This is a genomic window from Vibrio methylphosphonaticus, from assembly GCF_023634655.1.
GTDB classification, from domain to species: domain Bacteria; phylum Pseudomonadota; class Gammaproteobacteria; order Enterobacterales; family Vibrionaceae; genus Vibrio; species Vibrio methylphosphonaticus.
Map to the genome: position 1 here is coordinate 14906 of NZ_JAMKMS010000001.1, position 24935 is coordinate 39840.

The 24935-nt window shown below is 44.5% G+C and carries 27 protein-coding genes; 7 read left to right on the forward strand and 20 right to left on the reverse strand.

What is annotated here, in order from left to right; all coding sequences use genetic code 11:
- Window positions 1-178: 178 nt before the first annotated feature.
- The gene (locus M9196_RS00085) at window positions 179-1771 is read left to right on the forward strand and encodes a BCCT family transporter (RefSeq protein ID WP_250615499.1); all 1593 of its coding nucleotides are present in this window, start codon (window positions 179-181) and stop codon (window positions 1769-1771) included.
- A gap of 590 nt (window positions 1772-2361) precedes the next feature.
- Here the strand turns inward: M9196_RS00085 and M9196_RS00090 are convergent.
- The 4 genes from M9196_RS00090 to M9196_RS00105 all read right to left on the reverse strand — a co-directional run bounded on the left by M9196_RS00090 (window position 2362) and on the right by M9196_RS00105 (window position 7216).
- Window positions 2362-3618, reverse strand: a complete 1257-nt coding sequence (locus M9196_RS00090) for a DEAD/DEAH box helicase (RefSeq protein WP_250615500.1) — start codon at window positions 3616-3618, stop codon at window positions 2362-2364.
- 174 nt (window positions 3619-3792) lie between these two features.
- Window positions 3793-4275 (reverse strand): YehS family protein, encoded by a 483-nt coding sequence (locus tag M9196_RS00095; RefSeq protein WP_250615501.1) that lies wholly within the window; start codon window positions 4273-4275, stop codon window positions 3793-3795.
- Window positions 4276-4530: 255 nt separating this feature from the next.
- Window positions 4531-6141: a methyl-accepting chemotaxis protein gene (locus tag M9196_RS00100; protein ID WP_250615502.1), complete on the reverse strand. Its 1611-nt coding sequence runs from the start codon at window positions 6139-6141 to the stop codon at window positions 4531-4533.
- A 232-nt stretch (window positions 6142-6373) separates the two neighbouring features.
- Entirely contained in the window at window positions 6374-7216 is an 843-nt protein-coding gene (locus M9196_RS00105) for a crotonase/enoyl-CoA hydratase family protein (protein WP_250615503.1), read from the reverse strand.
- Window positions 7217-7486: 270 nt separating this feature from the next.
- Here M9196_RS00105 and M9196_RS00110 point away from each other — a divergent pair, with 270 nt between their 5' ends.
- Together M9196_RS00110 and M9196_RS00115 are read left to right on the forward strand one after the other, a co-directional pair.
- The gene (locus M9196_RS00110) at window positions 7487-7762 is read left to right on the forward strand and encodes a hypothetical protein (protein ID WP_250615504.1); all 276 of its coding nucleotides are present in this window, start codon (window positions 7487-7489) and stop codon (window positions 7760-7762) included.
- Between the two features lie 167 nt (window positions 7763-7929).
- Window positions 7930-8172, forward strand: coding sequence for a hypothetical protein (locus tag M9196_RS00115; RefSeq protein WP_250615505.1), 243 nt, complete (start codon window positions 7930-7932; stop codon window positions 8170-8172).
- Between the two features lie 98 nt (window positions 8173-8270).
- On the opposite strand, the gene M9196_RS00120 is transcribed toward M9196_RS00115, so the two are convergent.
- The 11 genes from M9196_RS00120 to M9196_RS00170 form a co-directional block, all read right to left on the reverse strand.
- On the reverse strand, window positions 8271-9164 hold the full coding sequence (locus tag M9196_RS00120; protein WP_250615506.1) for an acyltransferase: 894 nt from the start codon (window positions 9162-9164) through the stop codon (window positions 8271-8273).
- Between the two features lie 142 nt (window positions 9165-9306).
- Window positions 9307-9813 (reverse strand): phosphatidylglycerophosphatase A, encoded by a 507-nt coding sequence (pgpA, locus tag M9196_RS00125; RefSeq protein ID WP_250615507.1) that lies wholly within the window; start codon window positions 9811-9813, stop codon window positions 9307-9309.
- Window positions 9810-10781, reverse strand: coding sequence for a thiamine-phosphate kinase (gene thiL / locus M9196_RS00130; protein ID WP_250615913.1), 972 nt, complete (start codon window positions 10779-10781; stop codon window positions 9810-9812). Before thiL ends, pgpA begins: the two co-directional genes overlap by 4 nt.
- 91 nt (window positions 10782-10872) lie before the next feature.
- Window positions 10873-11340: a transcription antitermination factor NusB gene (gene nusB, locus M9196_RS00135; protein WP_250615508.1), complete on the reverse strand. Its 468-nt coding sequence runs from the start codon at window positions 11338-11340 to the stop codon at window positions 10873-10875.
- The gene (gene ribH / locus M9196_RS00140; RefSeq protein WP_004741508.1) at window positions 11340-11810 is read right to left on the reverse strand and encodes a 6,7-dimethyl-8-ribityllumazine synthase; all 471 of its coding nucleotides are present in this window, start codon (window positions 11808-11810) and stop codon (window positions 11340-11342) included. Before ribH ends, nusB begins: the two co-directional genes overlap by 1 nt.
- 175 nt (window positions 11811-11985) lie before the next feature.
- A complete protein-coding gene (ribBA, locus tag M9196_RS00145) occupies window positions 11986-13095 on the reverse strand; it encodes a bifunctional 3,4-dihydroxy-2-butanone-4-phosphate synthase/GTP cyclohydrolase II (RefSeq protein ID WP_250615509.1) in 1110 nt (369 codons plus the stop codon).
- A 144-nt stretch (window positions 13096-13239) separates the two neighbouring features.
- Window positions 13240-13893: a riboflavin synthase gene (locus M9196_RS00150; protein WP_250615510.1), complete on the reverse strand. Its 654-nt coding sequence runs from the start codon at window positions 13891-13893 to the stop codon at window positions 13240-13242.
- 159 nt (window positions 13894-14052) lie between these two features.
- The gene (gene ribD, locus M9196_RS00155) at window positions 14053-15183 is read right to left on the reverse strand and encodes a bifunctional diaminohydroxyphosphoribosylaminopyrimidine deaminase/5-amino-6-(5-phosphoribosylamino)uracil reductase RibD (RefSeq protein WP_250615511.1); all 1131 of its coding nucleotides are present in this window, start codon (window positions 15181-15183) and stop codon (window positions 14053-14055) included.
- A 24-nt stretch (window positions 15184-15207) separates the two neighbouring features.
- A complete protein-coding gene (gene nrdR, locus M9196_RS00160; RefSeq protein WP_250615512.1) occupies window positions 15208-15657 on the reverse strand; it encodes a transcriptional regulator NrdR in 450 nt (149 codons plus the stop codon).
- Between the two features lie 101 nt (window positions 15658-15758).
- Window positions 15759-16499: a tRNA pseudouridine(65) synthase TruC gene (truC, locus tag M9196_RS00165; protein WP_284677049.1), complete on the reverse strand. Its 741-nt coding sequence runs from the start codon at window positions 16497-16499 to the stop codon at window positions 15759-15761.
- Between the two features lie 98 nt (window positions 16500-16597).
- Complete coding sequence (locus tag M9196_RS00170; protein WP_250615513.1) at window positions 16598-16897, reverse strand: YqcC family protein; 300 nt, start codon at window positions 16895-16897, stop codon at window positions 16598-16600.
- 117 nt (window positions 16898-17014) lie between these two features.
- On the opposite strand from M9196_RS00170, the gene M9196_RS00175 reads away from it, so the two are divergent.
- Both M9196_RS00175 and M9196_RS00180 read left to right on the forward strand, forming a co-directional pair.
- Entirely contained in the window at window positions 17015-18064 is a 1050-nt protein-coding gene (locus M9196_RS00175) for a DUF3549 family protein (RefSeq protein WP_250615514.1), read from the forward strand.
- 9 nt (window positions 18065-18073) lie between these two features.
- Complete coding sequence (locus M9196_RS00180; protein ID WP_250615515.1) at window positions 18074-18373, forward strand: DUF3301 domain-containing protein; 300 nt, start codon at window positions 18074-18076, stop codon at window positions 18371-18373.
- 35 nt (window positions 18374-18408) lie between these two features.
- Here the strand turns inward: M9196_RS00180 and M9196_RS00185 are convergent, their stop codons facing one another.
- The gene (locus M9196_RS00185; protein ID WP_250615516.1) at window positions 18409-18888 is read right to left on the reverse strand and encodes a GNAT family N-acetyltransferase; all 480 of its coding nucleotides are present in this window, start codon (window positions 18886-18888) and stop codon (window positions 18409-18411) included.
- Between the two features lie 786 nt (window positions 18889-19674).
- On the opposite strand from M9196_RS00185, the gene M9196_RS00190 reads away from it, so the two are divergent.
- Both M9196_RS00190 and M9196_RS00195 read left to right on the forward strand, forming a co-directional pair.
- Window positions 19675-19962, forward strand: coding sequence for a hypothetical protein (locus M9196_RS00190; protein ID WP_250615517.1), 288 nt, complete (start codon window positions 19675-19677; stop codon window positions 19960-19962).
- The gene (locus M9196_RS00195) at window positions 19955-20407 is read left to right on the forward strand and encodes a YaiI/YqxD family protein (protein WP_250615518.1); all 453 of its coding nucleotides are present in this window, start codon (window positions 19955-19957) and stop codon (window positions 20405-20407) included. The genes M9196_RS00190 and M9196_RS00195 overlap by 8 nt, the downstream gene beginning before the upstream one ends.
- A gap of 94 nt (window positions 20408-20501) precedes the next feature.
- On the opposite strand, the gene M9196_RS00200 is transcribed toward M9196_RS00195, so the two are convergent.
- The 4 genes from M9196_RS00200 to frsA all read right to left on the reverse strand — a co-directional run bounded on the left by M9196_RS00200 (window position 20502) and on the right by frsA (window position 24836).
- Window positions 20502-21752 carry a glutamate-5-semialdehyde dehydrogenase gene (locus tag M9196_RS00200; RefSeq protein ID WP_250615519.1) on the reverse strand — a complete coding sequence of 417 codons (1251 nt, stop codon included), beginning with the start codon at window positions 21750-21752 and terminating at the stop codon, window positions 20502-20504.
- A 19-nt stretch (window positions 21753-21771) separates the two neighbouring features.
- Complete coding sequence (gene proB, locus M9196_RS00205) at window positions 21772-22908, reverse strand: glutamate 5-kinase (RefSeq protein WP_250615520.1); 1137 nt, start codon at window positions 22906-22908, stop codon at window positions 21772-21774.
- A gap of 162 nt (window positions 22909-23070) precedes the next feature.
- Window positions 23071-23460, reverse strand: a complete 390-nt coding sequence (crl, locus tag M9196_RS00210) for a sigma factor-binding protein Crl (RefSeq protein ID WP_250615915.1) — start codon at window positions 23458-23460, stop codon at window positions 23071-23073.
- A 128-nt stretch (window positions 23461-23588) separates the two neighbouring features.
- Window positions 23589-24836 (reverse strand): esterase FrsA, encoded by a 1248-nt coding sequence (gene frsA / locus M9196_RS00215; RefSeq protein WP_250615521.1) that lies wholly within the window; start codon window positions 24834-24836, stop codon window positions 23589-23591.
- Window positions 24837-24935: the final 99 nt, after the last annotated feature.

Genomic DNA, 24935 nt, shown 5'->3' on the forward strand with positions numbered 1-24935 from the left:
ACCAGCGTTCAAAATTTAAGCAGCCGCTACGTTGGCTGCGGAATAAAAAGTCCTGTTTCGATGCTAACAATGTGTTAGGATGTGCGGCTTTTATGACTCAGCTCACACTTTGCTTGTCGAATAGTGAGAAAACAAACATTGCTGGCTATCACAGCAGCACATGAATAGTGAACTTTTAATGCCAAATTCTAATACTGTCGTAGACTCTTCGGCAGCTTCTCGCTCAGCGTATGACGCCATTCATCCGCCCGAACGACTGAAACAGTTAGCTGATAAACTGGAAATGAATAATCCAGTGTTTTGGATCAGCGGCTCTTTCCTAACGTTATTTGTTTTACTTGCTCTAACCCACCCTGTCGCCCTCTCTTCTGTTGTCGATTCTGGCTTTCAACTGGCCACGAAATATTTTGGTGCCTTCTGGCAAATACTCCTTCTCGCTAACTTTGTTATCGGTCTCGCACTGTGCTTTGGCAAAACAGGGGATGTTCGACTCGGTGCACTTTCTGCACCAAATGTCGAAAACTTCAAATGGATCTCAATCATCCTGTGTACCTTACTGGCCGGAGGTGGGGTATTTTGGGCCGCAGCAGAACCAATTGCACACTATGTTTCTGCACCGCCTTTATTTGGTTCAGCTGACCCTTACAGCAATGCGATTAACGCGCTGTCACAGTCTTTCGTGCACTGGGGATTTCTTGCTTGGGCAGTGCTAGGCTGTTTGTCTTCTGTTGTGCTCATGCACCTGCATTACGACAAAGGCTTACCTCTTAAGCCACGTACATTACTCTATCCGTTATTTGGCCAGCGAGTGATCACTGGCTGGCTTGGCAATACCGTTGATGCCCTTAGCATTATTGCTGTCGCGGCAGGCACCATTGGCCCTATCGGCTTCCTTGGCTTACAGATTAGTTACGCACTGCAAGAGCTCTTTGGCATTCCAGATACTTTTGCAACGCAAGCAACCGTCGTCGTATTTGCCATGGTGTTCTATACCCTATCGGCATTAAGTGGCGTGAATCGCGGTATCCAGCTCATCAGCCGCTACAATATTATTCTTGCGGCGGCACTTATCGGTTTTATTCTGATTGCCGGTCCAACAAGCTTTATTGTTGATAGTTATGTTCAAGGCTTGGGGCAGATGATTGACCAGTTTGTTCCGATGGCACTTTATCGTGGCGACCCTGAGTGGCTAGGTTGGTGGACCGTGTTCTTTTGGGGTTGGTTTATTGGCTATGGACCAATGATGGCGATCTTTATCGCTCGTATCTCGCGCGGCCGTACTATTCGCCAATTGATCTTGTCGATTAGTATTGCAGCACCTTTGGTGACATGTTTCTGGTTCACCATTGTCGGTGGTTCAGGGCTGGCTTTTGAGCTGGCGACACCTGGCATCATCAAGGCTGGTTTTGAAGGCTTTAACATGCCGGGTGCACTATTGGCGATTACACAACAATTGCCATTCCCGACTCTGATCTCGGTCTTGTTCCTCGTGCTTACTACGACATTTATTGTCACCACTGGCGACTCCATGACTTACACCATCACCATGGTGATCAGTGGTGATGAAGAACCTAATGCCTTAATTCGCGCCTTTTGGGGTGTGATTATGGGTGCGGTCGCGATTGTTCTCATATCAATGGGCAGTGGCGGCATTTCAGCACTGCAATCATTTATTGTAATCACAGCCGTCCCAGCTTCACTGATCATTGCACCAAGTCTTTGGTATGCACCAAAAATAGCCAATAAAATGGCAAAAGCACAAAACCTATAGTTCCGTTTATATAGTTGCATCTAAGAACCTCAACACTATGTGTTGGGGTTCTACTATATATTGGGGGTTCTACTATCTCTGATTTCTATTCCGTTATGTTCTGCTCTTCCTATTTCATTATTACTCGCGTTTTCATTCCCTCGATTTACTTATCATTTCACGTTCACCCCACCAAATTAATCACCCAGAAAATTAACAGACAGGTATGCATAAGCACCTGAAATACATTGCAATATAACACTGCAATGATGGTCAATAATGCTCAGATTCACTGTTAACATCGATGAATATCAATGGCATGATTACCCATAAAATATATGGAACTAAGATCACATTTTCTAGCAACTAGGAAAAAGTGACAGGATGGATACTTTCAGGATGATTTGCATGTGTGGACACAACGAATACTTAGTCAGGGTACGCCGAACAACGTGGCAGAGGCGAATAAAACGAATTAAAGAATTGTATCGTTGCAGAGTTTGTAAGCGGGACCTAATCGTTAAATCACCTTTCCATCACTCCCCTCTGTACACCCTGACAGGTGGGGAGTGATCAACTCTAGATAGCGCGCCATGGTTTGACTTTCTTGCCTAACGCTTGGCTTTGAACTGCTTAGCACTGCTTTTTTTATTTGTGCGTCGGTTTGCTTGCTTATCTCTTTTAGGGCGCTTGCTTTCCTCAGAGGCCGGTTTATCTGTCACTGGAAATCCAGCCAGTTGCTGCAAAGGTAGCGACTTCTCTGTAAGCGATCTAATCGCTTCCAAATACCCCGTTTCACCATGGCAAACAAGTGAAATAGCCAAACCCGATTGACCCGCTCGCGCCGTTCGACCAACTCGGTGCACATACACCGATGCATCAGCAGGTAGCTCATAGTTAATTACCACGGGTAACTGATCCACATGCACGCCTCGCGCGAGCAAATCGGTGGCAATAAGTACTTGCACCTTTTTCTCTTTAAAGGCGTTAAGTGTCTGCTCTCTTTGCGTCTGATCTTTGTTGCCATGCAAGGCGGCAGTAGCAAAGCCAGCCTTAACGAGTTTCTTACACAAAGCGTCGGCATTGTCGCGAGCACCGATAAACACTAAAACCTGCTGCCACTGGTTATCTTTTATCTGTTGAATCAATACATTGGCTTTACTTCCTTTGTTGACTAAATACAAAGATTCTTCAACATGCGTAACGACGCTATTTGTCACGTGACTTTGCACACGCTCTGGATCATTGAGTAACCGTGCGACTTGAGCTTCTAAAGACGGGGGTAAGGTTGCTGAGAACATCATCGTTTGGCGCTGACTAGGTAGTGCGCTCAAAATACTCTGAACATCCGCCCAAAACCCCATATCAAGTAAACGATCCACTTCATCTAACACGACATGTTTTATATTGCTTAGAGAGATAGCTTGCTGTTTAACCAAGTCAAGTAAGCGTCCAGGCGTAGCAATGATGATGGTGGGGTGTTGCTCTAACTGCTGCTTTTGCGCGTTAATATCCACACCACCACATAGCACTAATGACGATTGACATAAGGCCGTAGCCAATGGTGCCAACGCATCATTCACCTGTATCGCCAACTCGCGTGTCGGCACTAAAATGATGGCACCAATCGCATTTAGATTGTGCTGATGACCATCATCACCGGACGATACCATTGCCCGACTCAATTGCTCAATTAACGCTAAACCATAAGCCATCGTTTTACCGCTACCTGTTTGGGCAATCGCTAACACGTCTTTACCTAATAAAGCTGGAGGCCATGCCAAAGACTGAATGTTGGTCGGAGACGAAAATGCACTTGCCATAGCAGCAGAGAGCTTGGGATTAAAATTGAATGTTTTAAAGGACATAATTGAGTTCATCGTAGGAACAAAGTGAATGGATACTTAGGGCTAGACGATAATAAGTCTACAGCAACCTATGGGGAATAGAAAAATAGTTGGTGTCGCAGGCGTGAAAACTAAGCGCTTTTGATCAGCAAAAGACGTTGCACCTTTTGCTGATCAACATACTAGCGTGAAAACTTAATCTTGGTATTCGCTTTTGTCTTCAGGGCGCAGCTGACGCTGTATTGCCATCAAGAAGTTACGCAAGATTTGGTCTTTACATTCACGATAGTGCTTGTTGTCTGGCTTACGGAAAAATGCACTCAGCTCGTGCTTACTTAGGTTAAAGTCTACCGATTGTAGGGCATCTAAGATGTCTTCCGCTTTCATGTTCAATGCAATTCTAAGCTTCATGAAAATCATGTTATTGGTTAGGCGTTTTTCAGGCTCTGGTTGAGCACCTTCACGCTTACCACGTTTAATATTGATCAAGCCATTCAAGAAAATCGCTAAGTCTGTGTCGCTTGCTGACTTGTAGTTATCATCGCTGTCTTTTTTTAACCAATTCGACACTTGTTCACGTGTCACTTTGTGCTCTGCCGCTGCAAACACGTCAATCATTTCTGCGTCTTTAAAGTCAAAGGTATAGCGAATACGGCGTAAAATATCGTTATTAGTCAAAATAAATTCCAAACAAGAAAGTAATCAGCATAGTCAGTAACACAGGAGGTGTAGCAGAATGTACCACTGACCTTGAAAGTCGAGCGCGAAGCCTAACACAACCGTGTTTGACTACCTACCTATTTAAGCACTGATTCGACGATGAAGCCATGTCTCCACAGGATTTATTCATCGTCTTACCCACTCATCAGCGCTATCTATCAAGTAAGCAATACGTTGTTCATGCTAAGCCGTCCGCTTTACCATTCAATATTGTTACACCGTAAAACGAGCGACAAGCTGTTCTAACTCGTGAACTTTCTTATTGAGTTCATCCACTCGTTTAGCACTTGAGTTGGCACTCACCAACGTTTGATCCGAAATATCACTAATCGATGTAATATCAGTCGCGATCTCTTTCGTTACCGCCGTTTGTTCTTCCGCCGCAGTTGCAATTGAATTGATCATATTTTGAACGTTACCCGCACCTTCAACAATCTGCTCTAGCGCACTAATGGCACCTTCACTTTGCTTAACGCCAGATTCAACCAATTGACAGTTATCGACCGTTAGTACAACGGCTTGCTCAGTGCCCGATTGAATTGACTGGATCAATGCAGACACCTCCTCAGTTGCCCGAGTAGTGCGCTCAGCCAATGCACGAACTTCATCAGCGACGACAGCAAAACCACGCCCAAATTCACCCGCTCGCGCCGCTTCAATAGCAGCATTGAGCGCCAATAAATTAGTTTGCTCGGCGATGTCCTGGATGACTTTAATGACACTTCCAATTTGTTTTCCATGGTCGCCTAAGGTATTCATCTGACGAGACATATCTTGCATTTGAATCGAGACTTGTTGGACACTTCCGACCATTTCTGAAATGACTGTACGCCCTTGTACGGCACAAGATTCAGAGCGCTGCGCTTCACTGTACGTCTGATTACCTTGTTGCGCCACTTCGGAGATGGTCAAACTCAGCTCTTCTGAAGCAGTAGCAATTAATGTCGCCTTTTCAGATTGCGACGTTGCGCCTACAACCATCTGTTCGCTAATTGCACTTAGTTCAAATGTCGCTTCTTTCACATCTGCACTTACAGAGTGGATTGAACAAATTAGATCCGATAGGGACTGCTGCATTTGATTTATAGAGTGACCTAATGTTGACAGTTCATCTCCAGCGCTATCTTCAACCCGAGCATGGGACAAATCACCATTTGCTATTCGGCGAGCAATATCATTTAACAGCGATACACGACGGACAATAGAGTTTGATACTAAATAGGCAATGATTAATGAACCGGCTACAACCGAAAAAATAGAAATCAAGATAGTTAAATAGATAACTTTAAATGACTCAACCAGTCCACCTAATGAACCATACGTATCTTGTTTTTCTGATAATGATGCTTTATCTAGTGTTTTCTCTAACGGCACTAAATATTGATCAAAAAGCTGTCTTGTTCGTTCAAAGTTGATCGCGACTCGCTCAGGAGAGACATTATTCATTACTTGTGATTCAAAACCCGCTGTATACCCTCGGAGCAACTCACGGCCTTCATTCAACATGGCTGTGTCAGTTTGATTTTCCAATTCTAATTGTCTTAGCTGTTCAAATGCCTCATGGGCGCTATTTAAGTTACTTTGATATGAATTGACACCTTGAGAAGCGCCCAATACCACTTCCAGTGAGCTACGGTAAACACCTCCGACCTCATCAATTAAAATAAGGTACTGCTCGAATTCTGGCACATCATCATTCTTGATTTCAATAGCAACATGTTCTGATACGGTCACTTCATACCATATGATACTTAGTCCAGTACACATTACGAGAAATATGGCAAAGAACCCACCATACAATTTATTTTTAACCGACAATTTCACGTTACCCACCTAAAAATCGCACTACTGGAATAGAATTAAAATCCTAACAATTATTAAATGGAATATATTGAAAATAATTATAAATGCAAGCATTAATCAATCCAACTGCAACCGTTACTTTAAATATATATCCAGAACCATAATTAATAAAAACACCCGACAATAATGATATATCTATAAAATAAGTCTCGCTAATATTCTATAGATATATAACGATATTAGTGAACCTTTATCACCAGTATTTCTGTCTATTTTTAAAGCGTGCGATAGTTTTATTACGCAACCCTTTTTGTGCCTGCTTAAAGTTCTGTCCTAGCATAATCCTAACTTGACTGTATGTTTCATAGGCAAGTAATTTCCATGCGGGCTCAGTCCAATAGCGTGTATATATATGTTTAATCGCGGCGGTTACGTCCGGTGATTTAAGCGCTATCTCCTGACACAAAGCCTCAGCAGCTTGCATCGGGGCGTCATGAACCTCAGTGACCAATCCTAGCTCAAGTGATTTCGCCGCATCTAGCTGTGTAGCACACATTGAAATTCGCATGGCTTGGTCTTTGGACATAACCTCCCTAAGCCCTAGGGAACCAGCCATATCCGATGTCAAACCCATCTTCGATTCCATAATAGATAAATTCGCATTAGGTGCACATATTCTAAAATCAGCGCCTAATGCGATTTGCAACCCAGCCCCCCAGCAATAGCCTTCAATAACCGCAATAACCGGCACCGATAGTGATCGCCAGTTGGCACTGACTTGTTGAGCTCGATTGGCACTTCCCGGCCACACTTTAAAAAGTAACCGAGCAGCAAACCTTTTGTTCGCCATCATGGCACTAAAATCTAGGCCCGAACTAAAGTTGCCACCATTACCGCTCAGAATAACAGCTCGAAGCTGATGATCTCGCTTTAAGCGACGGCTGATATCAATCAACTCATCAAACATGGTCATATCAACCCCATTAAGCTTATCGGGTCGATTCAGTGCTATGATCATGACATCATCTCGTCGAGTGACCTCAATATGTCGATAGCGATAGTCATGACTGTAATCATGAGTAGATTCAGATTTCATATTCCACCTTCATTTACGTTGCGGTTACCGGCCCGTGAAGAAAGTGTAGACAGTCGCCAGTAATTGATTAGTGTATTTACTCAAACTGAGACATTAAGCAGAAGGTTCACTCTGATATAACGTTGTTATTTTGTGACTGCCTCACCTATTAAGGAGCCAGGTAAATCGCGATTCTGCGGACAGTATCCAATTAATGTGATTATCAACTTGTGTTATCACCGAGAATTGTTTGAATGGCAAGTAGTAATGGATAAAAGGGAACACTATCCAATGTCAAAAGACTCTAGCAATAAAGATATCACTCACTCACACCCTTTTTGGTTGTCTGCTCTATTTACCGTTTTTACGTTCGTACTGCTTTACTCTGTATTGCCAAGCTATGTTGGCTTAGGTAGCGTCGCCGGTTCGGCTTTAGTATCGGCTCTCCGTGAATGGTCTGCGCTCATCTCCGTGTTGTGGTTACTACCCCATGTCAAAGAACGCTTGCATCTCCGTCATCACCGCCAAACGGTATCCAACCTAAAAAAAGCACTGAGTATCGATTAACCATTTCACTTAACAGCTTATGCGCTTGGTTTATTATATATTTAACAACAAGTTATAAATAAGCGCCGAATATGGCTAAAAAATGTGATCAAGTTCAACTTGATCCATAAATATGCTAGTGGTAGTGTGGTCAGCGATGACGAAAACATGACCACAAGGAGCGTGCTTTGCCGAATATTCAAGTGAGTCGTTGGCTAGTAGAATCTTGCCCTAAAGTATTAGAGCAAAAGATCATCTCAGCTGTCGCCTACCGAGAAATGAAAGGATCTATTTCTGATATGGAACTGTGTCAGATATTCGGAGAAACCGTTTGGAAGAGCGGTGACAACTACCACACACATGCGGTCTCATTGCACATCAATGAAGAAGAAAAGCGTTGTCGAGTCATTCCTAGACTATCTATCGCTTAATTCAATAAAAAAGGTCTACCTCGCGGTAGACCTTTTTTATTATTCATATTTCGTACTAACAATCGATTTCCTACTTACAATCGACGGTAAGCGGTCGCTTACTTCAAACCGTTATTTTGATAAATCGATTCCAGTGTTTCGTCTTTACGCTTCCAAAGTGCATTTAACCAGTGATGGAAACGACGTTTAAACGCTTTGTCTTTAAAGTAATCCCCACTTAGATTTTCATCCATTGGGTAGACCTCTATCTTAACCACGACTTTGGTTAATCGGCCTTTAAGTAGGTCTTCAAATGGATTCTCACGGTTTTCTGGGTAGGCTAAGGTAATATCAACAACCCCATCTAACAGTTGATTCATCGCGTTCAGGGTAAAGGCAACACCACCGGTTTTAGGCTTAAGTAGGTGACGATAAGGCGTTTTACCTGTTTGAACCTTTTCAGGGCTATAACGTGTGCCTTCCACAAAACTGATCATCGTGGTAGGGACATGTTGAAACTTCTCACACGCTTTTTTGATCGCATTAAAGTCATCATTGCGGCGCTCTGGGTGCTTAACGAGGTAAGCTTGCGAGTGGCGCTTCATAAACGGCATGTCTAGTCCCCAACACGCTAAACCGACAAAAGGCACGTAGAGTAAGCTTTGCTTGAGAAGAAACTTGCACATTGGCATTTTATCTTTCATTACCGAGCTGATAATGACAATGTCTGTCCAGCTTAAGTGATTTGAAAGTAACATATACCATTGCTCAGGCGTGAGCTCCTCACCCCCTTCAATCTGCCAGTCGATATTGTTGTTTATATTTAACAGCCAAAGGTTGACCGTTGCCCATACCCACATTTGTTTATTTGCCAAACTCGTCATGGTCTTTTGCACTGGATGAAGTGGCAAAATCAATTTGATAATAGAAAGTGTTGAGACCACGACTGCGGTGACGGCCGTGTTCAAAATGACGAGAAGTGAGTTGATCAATAAACGCAGATTACTAAGCATACATCTTGTTACGAGTTCAATAAGGGAGGCTAATAATAACAATTTTTTCAGCCCAGTATAGTAAAGCTTTGTCCCTACTCGGCAATTATTGGAGAAAATGCCCTATGTGGTCATAGAGCACAAACTCTAACGCTGAGTTATTTTACGCTAGCCAACCCGAGAAGTGACCGACTAAGTACAGGCAAAAACCCGCCATTACGCCGGCAACAATGTCGTCAATCATGATGCCTAAACCGCCATGGACTCTTTTATCTAGCCATCCGATAGGCCATGGTTTCACCATGTCGAAAAATCTAAATAGCACAAAACCCGTGAGCAGCCACTTCCATTCATCCACTGGAATATTCAGTGCGGGCACGATCATCATAGTGATCCAAAAACCAGAAAACTCATCCCAGACAATAGAGCCATGATCATGAACCCCCATATCATCAGACGTCACCTGACAAATTTTTACGCCTATAAAGCAAGACGCCACAACCAACACGACATACAGGCTAAATGGTAACTGGACCAACAAAAGATACAATGGAATTGCGGCCAACGTCCCCATCGTGCCGGGAATGATTGGAGACAGTCCACTGCCAAATCCTGTCGCAAGAAGGTGCCAGGGGTTTTTTAAAGAAATCAGGCTCAATGGGTTGGTCATACGGTTACCTTAAAGTGGTCAAATCCACTTACATTCCAGTCTAAAGAAGTATTGTTGCGATGCAGCTCTAACTGGCGAGTGCCCGTTATTCTGCCGATACAACGAAATGGTGTGTTCGAAAGCGCCACCTCGAGTTGCCCGCGGTTTGCTTCCGGGACAGTAAAACACAATTCGTATTCTTCACCGCTAGTAAGGGCGTAGTACTGTCTCTCGTCCTCTTGCTGCAAAAATGCCGTCAAGGCGGGTGAGATAGGCAGCTGAGCTACGTCTATCCGAGCCCCAACGTCAGAGCGAGACAGAATATGACCGAGATCCGAAACCAGCCCATCCGAAATATCGATAGCGGAGGAGGCTATATCTCTTAGTGCCAACCCACTTAACACTCTAGGCGTGGACAAAAAATGTTGCTCTACTAGGTGCTGGTTAAGCGCCGCATCATCACTAGTACGCTGCTGTAAAATAACATCTAATCCGGCTTTAGCATCACCTAACGTCCCCGTTACGTAAATCCAGTCGCCAACTTTTGCGCCATTTCGGGTGAGTCCTTTACCTTCCGGCAACGTTCCCTGAACAGTTAGGGTAATGGATAGAGGCCCCTTGGTTGTATCGCCCCCTATTAATTGAATACCGTAATAATCAGCCAGTTCAAAAAAAGTATGGGTGAACGCTTCGAGCCAGTCTTCATCAACCTTAGGAAGTGCGATGCCCATTGACACCCATGCTGGAGATGCGCCCATGGCCGCTAGATCACTAATATTGGACGCTAACGCTTTATGAGCGATATATGCAGGGTTGGCATCTTCGAGAAAGTGGGTGCCGGACACTAACATATCGGTACTGATCGCAATATGGCTATTCTGTGCAGGGGCCACGATAGCGCAATCATCCCCTTGGGCAAGGATTACATCTTTGCGCTGTTGCTGCTTATGCGCAAAGTATTTATCAATTAAACTAAATTCACCGGACATACGGGCAATAGACTCTAGAATTAGGTGTTCAGAGTATATAAAAAAGGCCAGCATAATGCTGACCTTTTTAGGATAAGACGAACGTTAATTGTTACTTTTTACGTACACTTGGTGCCGCTTTATCAAGCACACCATTAACAAACTTATGGCTATCTTCCGCTGCAAATACTTTTGCTAGCTCAATAGCTTCGTTAATAACAACTTTGTAAGGAACGTCTTCACGACTTGTCATTTCGTACATAGCTAGACGAAGCAGCGCTAGTTCCATCATATCGAGATCTTGCATTGGGCGAGATACGAATGGACGCAGTTTGCTGTCTAATTCTGTGTGATTCAACGCGACACCCGTGAGCAAATCACGGAAATACACAACGTCAGTCTCTGGTGCGCTTAACGCTGGCTCTGCGGCATGATGTTCTTCTTCATCATACTTGCCACCTGACAAGAATTGTTCTTCTACATTGGCAACATTATCTTTAGTAATTTGCCAAGAATAAATTGCTTGCAGAGCAAATTGACGTGCATTACGACGTGCGGCTGGTTTCACACTGGCCCCCATTAGGAATCGATTTCAGAAAGAACGTTGATCATCTCTAGCGCGCTTAGTGCAGCCTCTGCACCTTTATTACCAGCCTTGGTTCCGGCGCGCTCAATAGCTTGATCGATAGTATCAACAGTCAAAACACCAAATGCGACTGGTAGGCTGTATTCCAGTGACACTTGAGCAAGACCTTTATTACACTCACTACAAACATAGTCAAAATGTGGCGTTCCGCCACGAATCACTGTACCTAGTGATACGATAGCGTCAAACTTGCCTGTTTTAGCAACGCGTTGAGCTACCAATGGCAGTTCAACCGCACCAGGACAACGAACAACAGTGATGTTGTCTTCGCTAACCTGACCATGACGTTTCAAAGTATCGATAGCACCAGACAATAGGCTTTCATTAATAAAGCTATTAAAACGAGCAATAACAATCGCAATTTTTGCGTTTGGTGCAGGGAAGCCACCCTCGATAACTTTCATATACTTTCCTTATAAACTATGTTCATCTCGCGAGAATCGCCGGATTCTAGCACAACTCAATTATCAATATCTAGCTCAAACTTCCTCACACCTAAATCATTTAAGACCTGAAGAAGTTTGAGTCTATGTGTTAAACGCGGTTTGTTCCATTTTCACTGGATAAAAACGTTAGCGCCTATTTAGTTACGTACTCAGTCACCGTTAGACCAAAGCCACCGAGTGCGTGGTATTTTTTATCGACCGAGGACAACAATCGCATTTCATGCACGCCAAGATCTGCCAAAATTTGCGAACCAACTCCTACACGACGTGAAGTGCCTTGTTTTTTCGCCATCGTTGGTGCTTGCCCGCTGTCTTGTTGTTCAAAGACTTTGATCTTGTGAACGATCGACTCGGTCGTTTCTTCATTACCGAGTAAGACTAAAACGCCACCCTCACTACCAATACGCTGCATGGCTTTATCCAACGTCCAGCTGCGTTCAGAGTTTCGATCTGAGCGAAGAATATCAGTAAAAGTATCTTGTAAGTGCACGCGAACCAGTGGCGTTTGTGCCGTTAGGTCACCACTACACATCGCATAATGAATTTGGTTATCAATCGTATCGCGGTAAGTCACCAATTCAAACTCACCAAATTCAGTAGGAAGATGGCAAGCGGCAACTCGCTCAATCGTCGTTTCGTTGTTATTACGATACTCAATGAGATCAGCAATGGTGCCCAGTTTGAGATCATGCTTTTCTGCGAAAACTTCCAAGTCAGGGCGACGAGCCATACTGCCGTCATCATTAAGAATTTCAACAATCACTGACGCCGGCTCAAAACCCGCGAGTTTTGCTAGATCACAACCCGCTTCAGTGTGCCCGGCACGTGTTAATACGCCACCATCTTGCGCCGCAAGTGGGAAGATATGCCCCGGTTGAACCAAATCAGCGGCTTTCGCCCCTTTCGCTACGGCTGCTTGCACCGTACGTGCACGATCCGCAGCTGAAATACCAGTGGTCACGCCCTCTGCTGCTTCAATTGAAACGGTAAAATTCGTCGTATATTGAGCGTTATTATCTTGCACCATTGGCGGTAAGCCCAGTAGCTCACAGCGCTCTTTGGTCATCGTCAAACAAATCAAACCGCGACCATGTGTTGCCATGAAGTTGATCGCTTCTGGCGTGACATGTTCCGCAGCCATAATAATGTCACCTTCGTTTTCACGATCTTCGTCATCCATTAAGATGACCATTTTACCTAATCGAATATCTTCTATAATGGCTTGGGGCGTACTAATTGGCATATCACATTCCTGTTATTAATTTTGTTTGCTTGCAGCGTTTGCCATATTGCTCAACGTTTGCTGTTTTACTAAGCGTGATACCGCTTTACTCAGTCGTTGTATCGCGATGCGATGCTGTCTCTCTAAACATGGCCTTTCGCTACACTAAGCAAAACCATTTTGTTGCAAAAATTCCATCGAGATGCGTGACTCAGGTTCGCTCTGCGTGTGACTTTGCAGTAAGCGCTCCATATAGCGAGCCATGACATCCACTTCTAAATTCACTTTGCGCCCTACCTGAAAACGATCAATTGTCGTTTCTTCTGTTGTATGCGGCACAATGGTGAGTTTAAAGGCATTTTTTCGTAATCCATTGACGGTCAGACTAATACCATCAACAGTAATCGACCCTTTTTCCGCGACATACTTATTGAGTTCATGAGGCATCTGAACCCAAAATTCTATGGCACGCCCCACGTGTTGACGATCAATAATCTCGCCAACCCCATCGACGTGACCCGAGACAATATGTCCACCGAAACGCGTTGTTGGCAGCATGGCTTTTTCCAAGTTGACCTTTTCACCCACTTGGTAATGCGCAAACCCTGTTTTATTTAAGGTTTCAACCGACAAGTCTGCGGTATATGTGGTGGCCGTATATGCCGTCACAGTTAAACAAACGCCGTTGGTGGCAATGCTATCACCTAACTTCACGTCAGCCATGTCGAGCTTCCCCGCATCAACATGAATGCTAATATCTTCTCCGCGAGGAGTGATGGCTTTTAGTGTGCCAATTGCTTCGATAATACCTGTAAACATCTGTCTCTATTTCTATTTTGTGGTTGGGGGCCGTGACAATTAATGTCGCTATTTATAACGTGCTTAGTAACCATTATAACGTGCTTACCAGCTATAACATTGCTTACTGGCTATATATACACACTAGCGATAGCATGCATACTAGCTATAATATGCACACTAACGATGCCGCGACTTAGGTGTGGCAACAATACGAATGTCTTCTCCGACCATTGTTACGTCTTTAATCACCAAATCGATAGTATCTTGCATGGATTGCAGGCCTAAAGCGCCAATCAAACCGCGACCATCCGCACCCATAAGTTTAGGCGCTAAATATACGATAAGCTCATCGACCAGTTGCTTTTGAATTAACGTGCCAGCTAATGTTGCGCCGGCTTCAACCCATACATGATTAATTTGCTGTTCTGATGCCAGTGTAGATAGTGTCTCTTCAAGACAAAGTTGCCCGTGCTCATCCAATGACACATTAACATCACTACCCGATTGAGCGACTCGTAGCACCGCCCCGTCACTTTGATAAAGCGCTAAGTCAGGGGTTAAATGATGCTGCCTATCTAAAATGGCTCGAACCGGTTGGCGCAGTTCCCCCGACGTTATCGTGTTTGTCACCTTAGTTGGCAACTCGTGCCAACGTACATTAAGTGACGCGTTATCCTCTATCACGGTTTGGCTTGTTGAGAGTATTGCACCAGCTTGTGCTCGATAGGCCTGAACATCTTGCCTTGCCGACGGTCCCGTTATCCATTGACTCTGACCATTTGCAAGGGCGGTTTGCCCATCAAGACTCGCCGCCATTTTTAGCTGAACGAACGGCAATCCTGTTTCCATTTTCTTCAAGAAACCGGGATTCAATGCTCGTGCATCCGCTTCTAACAGGCCGACTTGAACTTCAATTCCGGCATCACGCAACATGGTAAAGCCACGGCCTGCAACTTGAGGGTTGGGATCAGACATTGCACAAATCACTTTCGCGACACCGGCTTTAATCAACCCTTCTGCGCATGGAGGCGTTCTTCCATAATGTGAACATGGTTCAAGCGTGACATAAGCCGTAGCGCCCAAAGATTGCTGACCTGCCATTCTTAGCGCGTGCACTTCAGCATGAGGCTCACCTGCTTTTTGATGATACCCTTCGCCGACAATCTGTCCATTGAGTGTTAAAACACAGCCAACATTAGGGTTTGGAGCCGTTGTAAAGCGACCTTTGTACGCCAATGCTATCGCACGACTCATCATCTGATGATCGATAGCACTAAATCCTGCATCACTTGCGTTGGATTGCTTCATACAAGGTGCTCCTTTTTGTATCGATTAATCTTCTAGTCGAGCGATTTCTTCACCAAACTCTCGTATATCTTCAAAGCTGCGATAAACCGATGCAAACCGGATATAGGCCACTTTATCGAGTTCTTTAAGCTGAGTCATGACCAAGTTACCTATCATGTCACTTGGTACTTCGCGCTCACCCGTGGCTCGAAGTTGAGATTCAATATGGCTAATTGCTAGCTCAATCGCATCAGCACTTACCGGGCGTTTTTCTAATGCTCGCTGAATTCCACCCACCATTTTATCTTTATTAAATGGTTCACGGTTGCCGTTTGACTTAATAACTTTCGGCATCACGAGTTCAGCTGTTTCAAAGGTGGTAAACCGTTCACTACACGCCAAGCACTGTCGTCTACGACGAACCTGGTGACCATCCGCTACCAATCTTGAGTCGATGACTTTTGTATCATTTTCTGAGCAAAAGGGACAATGCATAACACCTCCTTGGGTTGAAGTGACGATTTATATAGGTTTTAAGGACAGTCTATCGAAATTCAACCCATTAAGAAATCTACTATTTCGGCTTCTCAGCTTGATTACTTCACGTAATCCTGAATCGCTTCACATTCTTGCCAAGCAAATTCATTAAACAGGTCGATCCATGTATCATCAAAACGAGCGTTGATCACAATTTCACTCTCTAAGATCGGGTGTGTAAACTTCAAAGACGACGCATGAAGCATCAAACGGCGAGCAGAGAAATGATCACGGAACAAGCGATTATGTTTACCATCACCATGCGTTGTGTCGCCAATAATAGGATGGCTAAGATGGTGCATATGCCTTCTTAGCTGATGCTTACGCCCTGTTTCTGGCTTCATTTCAACTAAGCCATAACGGCTCGTTGGAAATCGTCCGGTCGAGTAAGGCACTTCAACTTTGGCTAACGGCTCGTAAACCGTTACCGCCGGCTGCGCTTCTTTCTCTTGGGTCGCAAACTTGTCCGCAATTTTATCCAATTCAAGTTTAAGCGCGTAATCAAGACGATCGCCCTCTTCTATCCACCCTCGTACAATCGCGTGGTAGGTCTTTTCCATTTTGTGCTCAGCAAACATGGGCATCGCTTTCGAGGCAACATCGCTCGATAGTGCAAATAGCAGCACGCCAGACGTCGGCCTATCTAAGCGGTGCAATGGGAAAACGTGCTGACCAATTTGATCACGCAACGTCTGCATCACAAACCGTGTTTCCCCTTTATCTAACCACGAACGGTGAACAAGCATCCCTGCGGGCTTGTTCACGGCAATTAAATACTCATCACGAAAAACAATCTCCAGTGGCGCAACCGGTTCTAGGGTGGTGGTTGAATCTTTCTTGTTTTCTTCTGACTGTTCTAAATCACGGTCAGAAGAATGACTGGTGCTGCTTGAGGTAGTCACGACTTGGACGCTCCATCAATTTTTTTTAGAATACAAATAACATCACTATACGTTGGCATCGCTTGCCAAGACTGCTCGAAATACGGTGCGATTTCGAAATTAGCCGGTAGCGCTTGCCCGGCGGCAAGCATGGCTTCAATTCGAGAAACAAACACCCATTGCAACCACTCTTCTGGTGCTAATGTATCTATCGAAAACGGCTGCGTGCTGAGAAATTTCTCTTCTGCTGGAGGTTGTTTCTGCCATAGGCCATGTTGCTTCATCGCCTGTTTTAATTCATCAATATGTTGCTTCATGTTCAATATCTGAGTTGTCAGGCTAATTTAATCTAATGAAAAGCGGCCATGACCTTGAAAATTCGCGATAGAATACCATCTATTGCTCTATACCCAAACCGTACTAGGAACAACGCCATGGATACCCTTCATACTTTGACAGACATGCTGGTGAACAGTGGTTGCCAATACCACATCTACGATCTCTCACGACGTGTTCAAAAAATTGATAACCAGCAGTTTGCCAATGTTGAAAACGGCAGCCAACCTTATCCGTTTCCCATTCAACGTAAAGCGCAATTTGCGGTGGCATATTGGAATGAAGAGAAACAACCTTGGATCTGGTTCCTAACCTTCAACTTAGACGAGCGCGGTTTATTAAATCAAGGTGATATTGGGCAGTTTATCCAATTCGTTATAGAAGCAATGGGCTCTCGTTTAAGCCAGGACATGACGGAAGAGCAGCAAAAAAAGCTAGCAAATAACCCATTTACCTTCCGACCAAAAGACGACAAACTTGCCATTTTCCATAGCCTATTAAGCGCTCAGCTTACCTTACCCACGAGCCAATACTACACGCACGCTCAAGAATACTTCCAAGGGAAGCTAGGCTGGAACAATTGGCAAGGTGTTGGTTTACAGGGAATTACTGACCTCGCTGCACGGCTAGCGAATGACGAAAATGGTCGTATCGTTCGTGCCAGTTTGCGTCATATCGCCAGCGAGCCTAAATATGCTCTCTTGGGTGCTCTCGAACATGTTGCGTTGCCTGACAAACTGTCCGATGTGATATTCGAATTGGCGCAAGATGAATGCCAATCAAACGACGCTGACCTGTTTTTATTGTCCGCTTACGTGCGCGCATTGGCGGGTGGTAAACCACAGCAGCTTGAACGCTTAGTCGCGAATATTCTAAATAGCACACGACTTAGCCACCAAGAAATTCTCATTGCGATTGCTGGCAGAGCTTGGCTTCCTCTCACAACAACAACGATTGCAAATCAATACCTCATTCGTCTGGCACAGACCGGTAACCAAGCGCTGTTCAACCAGTTGTTTGCAGACCTAGTGATGATGCCAAGTTTAAGGATGGTACTGTTGCCGTTGTTGCATTCCACCCCTTCACAAGAACTCACGACTGCTCTAGTAGGCTTACAACAAGCCGCTGCGCAAGGGCGTACGCATTAAGGATAGGCTGTGATTGATAACCTTTTAATGATTTTGGCGCTTAGCCTGTTTTGCTTTTTCTTTTGGCAACAAAGGCGTCAATCTGAAATAGCAAAGTCGGCGGTAAGTCGCCGCTGCAAAGAGCTCGATTTACAAATGCTCAGTGTTTCGTTTGGCACTCATAAGATTAGAGATGCCAATGGTCGGTTTGGTTGGCATACCATTTATGAATTTGAGTTTTCCGCGCTTGGCGACGACTACTATCAAGGAAAGCTGGTGATGAAAGGATTTTATGTTATTAACTTCCATATTCCACCTTACCGCATGTAAAGGCAAAGGTGTCACTTTTGACTTAACGGCTTCATTTAACGGGCAGTCATGGTGAACGTCAAATAGGGTCCATGCTCATTGACAGCTTGACCACAGGATTGAAAGCCCAGTTTTTCTAGTAAGCGAATAGAAGAGTGATGGTCAACATCAACGTTGGCCGTCAATGACTGCACACCCAGTTCATGGCTCGCAGTCGGCAAAAAACACTGCAATACTTCTGTGGCGATTCCTTGGTTCCAATACTGCTTATCAAACAAAAAAACCAGTTCAGCTTGCTCTTCCACGTTATCAACAAACACATGACCTAAATAATCACGGCTGCGAATATCCAACACCGCCATTGCAAATATTTTTGGCTCTTCTAATAACGTTTGAAAGAGTTGACGAGCGGTTTGCAGTGAGTATGGGCCATTCATATGTTGACGATTTTTGGCGCAAACATTTAGCATTAAAAAATCCGATTCTAAATGCTTAGTATATGGGACCAAAAGCGTCCTAAGTGTCGCAATTGTCATGAGGCATTCCTTTACGTTCATTCTGGTGTTGAACAATATAAGGAGAGGAGAAAAGACTTCGTGGATATGAAAAAAAGAAAAGCCCCAACACTTGCGTATTGGGGCTATAGTCTTACTCGCAGCAGTCCGGCTACTATAGGTGCTCCATGCATCTTCCGTAATAGTGGCTGAATCCTTCAGCTATATCCTTGCATCGCCGTCCTAGCGGTGTCCATATCATCCAATGACGCTAACCATCCCAGTCAGCTCGCTTCACTTGTTCCTTGAGCGGTGTCCTTGAACATCATCCTGATGTTGTTCCTAGCACTCTCCTGAGTGTATCCCTGTCCTTTTAAATCATCTTCCTGATGATTTTTACGCATCCAGCGTTTGTCCTTACTTCCGTGCTAGTCACTCTAACCTTGAGTCACTAAATCTTCTTCCTGAAGATGACCTTCCTGTGTCTTTCCTGTTCCGTGTCAGCATCCTTCCGACAAGTTCTAATTTACGCGATTTCAGCTTTGAGACAATATACTGACAACAAAACTTTCTGCGCCAATAAAATGGAAAACAAAAACAACCTCATAAAATCAAAAATTTAAGACAAAACCAACAGACAAAAACCTGATACTTTTCTCTTTATCTTACAGCTCATGTGAGAGATCTCTCACGCAGTATTTCCACTTTGCCCGTTCCTCTGTTTATCGCAAAGGACACCGCAGGCTGTCTGCATCACAATTTGTTGGCTGTACCCTCACGCCATTCAAATGTAATATTCATTGATGACCTATTTAATGGATAAAAACGATGTTAACCAAAGACGTTTCTGCTGAGATTCACGCTGTCCTCACGAGTTTAAACGAAGAAGGAAAGGAACCAACCGTCGCTTTGGTCAAAGGCCGACTATCGACAAAAGTCCCAATGCCGGCTCTCATCACTGTCATTAAGTCATGGAAAGCTACTCAACATATTCCTAAGGTTGAAGTTGCCGCAGACAACCGTTCGCTTTCTCAAGAAGCTCGAATTGCAGCCTTGGAAGCTCAGGTAGAACAGTTAATAACAAGACTAGAAAAGTTGGAAAATACACATGGTTAAAATTTGGGTAGATGCCGATGCATGTCCAAAGGTGATTAGAGAAACTCTTTGTCGAGCCGCTGAAAGAACCGGACTTACCTGCACGTTTGTTGCAAACCACACCGTTCCAGTTCCAAAGCGCGATAATATTCATTCGATTACGGTACCCGCAGGTTTTGACATTGCAGACAATGAAATCGTTAGACGCGTTGAAGCGGGGGATTTAGTGATTACCTCAGATATCCCACTAGCGGATGAAGTGATCACCAAAAATGCTTTAGCACTGAGCCCTCGTGGTGAGCTTTATACAAAAGAAACCATTAAAGCACGGCTTAACATTCGTGATTTTATGGACACCATGCGTTCAAGTGGTATTCAAACTGGAGGACCCGCTCCATTGGGTCAAACGGAGAGACGCGAATTTGCCAATAATTTGGACCGATTTTTGGCTAAGGCGAAGCGTTAAGCCTACTTGTGATCAATTCAATTGTGATCAATTCAAAGCATCAAAAAAGGCGCAGAATTCTGCGCCTTTTTGTTCGTATTAATGTGATGACTCGCTACGGTCTCGCTAGGTAATCCGCTTTTCCTACCCACTTATAGCTAGTCAACTCCTCTAGGCCCATCGGGCCACGAGCATGAAGCTTTTGTGTCGACACGGCGACTTCCGCTCCTAGACCAAATTGCGCACCATCGGTAAAACGTGTCGACGCATTCACATAGACGGCCGCTGAACCCACTGAGTTAATAAATTTCTCTGCGCTTACCAAACTATTGGTCATGATGGCATCAGAGTGGCTAGCATTATGAATTCGCATATGGTCAATCGCTTCATCCACATTCGCAACAACCTTCACACCAAGAGTATAGCTGAGCCACTCAGTATCAAAGTCACCCTCTTTTGCTGCACGTAAATCATCTGCACCATCAAGTATGGCAAGTGCTTTAGGCTCGGCAACGAGTGCAACTTTCCCCTGGATACGCTGTGAGAACGCCGCTAAGAACTCTGTCGCTACTTTTTCATGCACTAACAAGGTATCGAGTGAGTTACACGCAGAAGGACGCTGAACCTTAGCGTTCTCTACAACGTCCATAGAGCGTGTTAGATCAGCCGACTCATCGACAAAGATATGGCTGATACCAAAGCCACCAATGATCACTGGAATATTACTGTTCTCTTTACACATTTTGTGTAAACCAGCACCACCACGCGGGATAATCATGTCAACATAATCATCAAGCTTTAACAGCTGTGAGACTAGTTCACGATCAGGTTTTTCAATATATTGCACTGACGCTGCTGGCAAACCAGCTTTCGACAATGCTGATTGAATCACCTTCACTAATTCCATATTGGAGTGAAAGGTTTCTTTACCGCCACGCAAAATACTCGCGTTGCCCGTTTTTAAACACAATGCGGCAATATCAATGGTCACGTTTGGACGAGCTTCATAGATAACACCCACAACGCCTAATGGTACGCGACGACGAGATAAGCTCATGCCATTCTCTAGGACCTTGCTGTCCATCTCACTACCAACAGGGTCATTGAGCGTGATAACGTTGCGAACGTCATCAGCAATGCCTTTTAATCGCTGCTCATTTAGCAATAAGCGGTCAAGTAACGCTTCGGTCAGTCCTGCTTCTCTTCCTAAATTAATATCGATGGCATTCGCAGCCAAGATAGCAGGCAAGTTCGCCTCAAGTTCATCAGCGATAATATGCAATGCCTGATTTTTCTGTGCCGTCGAGGCGGTAGCCAGCGCAAAACTAGCCTGTTTTGCATCGCGACCCATTTGGATCATATCCATAATTTATCCTTTTGAATTCTTAATCTTGAATGACAACCATGTCGTCACGGTGAATCACTTCTGAACCATAGTCGTAGCCAAGCAGCGCAGAGATTTCATTACTGTGCTTACCTGAGATCTTCGCAAGATCGCTATCAGAATAACCACAAATACCCCGAGCAATCAGTGCCCCATCGAGCGTTGTCACGCGGACTACATCGCCGCGACTAAAATGACCCGACACGCTCACTACGCCTTTCGCTAGGAGGCTGCTTCCCTTCCCAATCACCGCATTAACTGCGCCTTTATCAATAACAATATCACCCGTTGCCGCTGGACCGGCTAAAATCCAACGCTTACGGTTTTCTAGTGCTTCAGCTAAAGGCAAGAAACGCGTCCCTTGTGGCTGTTCAGACAAAGCGTCAAAAATTACGTTTTCCGCACTTCCTGCGGCAATAATAACTTCGATACCCGCGCGTCGAGCAATATCAGCCGCTTGCAATTTCGTTGCCATGCCGCCAGTACCCAGCGTGGTCCCGCTGCCACCGGCAATCTTACGCAGCGTTTCATCAATTGTTGTTACTTCACGTATCAACTCAGCGTTAGGATCTTTACGAGGATCGGCGGTAAATAAACCGCGCTGATCCGTCAATAGTAGTAATTTGTCAGCCCCACATAAAATACCTACTAACGCGGATAAGTTATCGTTATCGCCAACTTTAATTTCTGTTGTCGCCACCGCATCATTCTCATTCACAATCGGAATAATGTCGTGGTTAACAAGTGCATTAATAGTATCTCGCGCGTTGAGGAAACGTTCGCGATCATCAAGATCAGCACGAGTCAGGAGCATTTGTCCTATTTTAAGGCCGTAAATTGCAAATAAAGACTCCCAAACTTGAATCAATTGGCTTTGACCCACCGCAGCAAGCAACTGTTTGCTCGCCATTGAATTGGGAAGTGCGGGGTAATCAAGATGTTCACGGCCAGCCGCGATCGCGCCAGACGAAACAATCACGACAGAATGACCCAGTTTTTTTAACTCAGCACATTGTCTAACTAGCTCCACCATATGCGCCTTATTTAGCGCCAGTGAGCCACCCGTAAGAACACTTGTTCCCAACTTCACCACAACGGTTTGTGTATTGGTCGTTACAGAATTGATTTCAGTTGCCATTTCTTTGAGCTTGATATGAAAAATTTAATAGGAGTGATGTTTTAGCAATCAAACATCAATTGTACAAGTAAAAACTGGTTAGCAGGGAAAGAGGGGGGTAGATAAACGATTAAAATAGCCTCAGGGATCCCTAAGGCTACTTACTTGCAACATTAAGCCTACTTACACAAACTCAACCGAATCATCATGAATCTCTACAGAGAGCTTAAATTTATCATTTAAGGCTTTCGTCAGTTTTTCATGAAACACTTCTTGAGTGCGAGTAATCTCCGCCGTTGCTGCTTTCGGGGCAGATTCAAGTACCCACTCACCCACTTGGTTATAGCGGCCAATCTGGTAGATGGCTTCTAATTTTGCGTCGTCTATGGATAAATCTAACCACCAGCCCCAAAACTCACGGTCTTCGGGTGACTTACTATCATCTACACATACCGACAAGCAATCAAAATGGTAGGCTCCTTCTTTACACAATGGTTCTCTCAAGTAGGGACCAATGGCTTTTAGTGCCGTAATCAAACGGTAATGTGTGGGTTTTTTCGCCTCTTCTGACATCATGAAACTCCGTTTCAACGTAAAAATACTATTTAAACTGCATAAGCCTACAACTCATGATTTATTTATATTTTTACCATAGGTTTGATTACACAGTTATTTCATATTTAACTAAATACAAACAAATGTCACCTGAAAAGTTCATCATTTAACCACTTTATCGCCATTTCTAGCGATTGCTCGTATCCTTTGGCGATTCCTTTGGCTGGAATCTGCTTCGCTTTACCATAATCGCTAAACATCGCGACCAGGCGGTTGTCAGAAATTGGCGATACCATATCGCCTTCTAGGCTCATTGCCAATATAGGGACTCGTGTACGGCGAGACGTCAAAAAGCCTTGGACTTTAAGTGACCAAGCCATAAGCTGACCTGATAAGCTATTTATATCGACAACATCTTTTCCCAGACGTGATGCCAACATATCCAAATACATCTTTGGCATCTGCTTGATCTTTTCTGGCTTGGTTAACACATCGTGTATTGGAGCACCGAGAGAAACACAGCCCTTAATTTTATAGGGCTCTAAAAACGATAACCGTACCATTGCATTGCCACCAAAGCGGAAGCCAAGCAAACCCACTTTAAAGTGATCGACCCAAGGAATATTTGGCAATTCATTGAGCACGGCTTGATGCAAGCACGAGCTGTCTTCGCTCAAAGGCCAACGAGCGCTGTGACCAATAGAAGGCATATCAACCGTCAACATAGCAATGCCTGCGGGTGCGAGATAGTCTCGATACAAGCGCCACATATCCGTTTGCAACGAATCCAGTCCCGCACTAACAATGACCACAGGTTGAGGTTTATCAGTACTCGGTAAATGAAGGTTGGCAATAATACGCTTGTTCTTATACGGAATTTCAAGTTGCTTGATAATGTGACTCGTCCGTTTAGCCGCTTCATTATAAGCCGTGTTTGCAAGCACCTGCGCTTGAAGTGCCAAATTGTCATTTTTTAAGTGCGGGTAACCAGCAATACTAAAACACAACGATGCGGTAAAAAGCTGCTCAGCTGAAGCGTCACCAACGAGATCATTGGCCTGCTTTTGGTGCTGCATACCCAATTTAGTCCACTCATAGTTCCAGTTTCCGCTGTGATACCCCATCACAGTATCTAACCACTCATCCACCGTACGAGAATGATCAGACGAAGCAATACGAGCAAGAATGCGCTCTTGCTCTATGGGATCAACACCTTGCCAAACCCACTGTAGTCGCAGTAAGTTTCGATACCAGGCTCTTGGCATCTGCTCTCGCTTCTCTTCCAGAATTTTCTCACTACTCGGCATATACCTCATGAGACGAGAAGTTTCTTTCGCCTGCTTGTTCTTTTCAAACAAGGTTTCGGAGATATTTTTACTGACTTCTTCTGACATACAATGACCTTACTAATCTCATTCCTATCTATAGTAATCAAAAAACCGTTTTGGTTCAGTTCTTTTACATCGGCAGAGGACAAACCGTATCTAACTCAC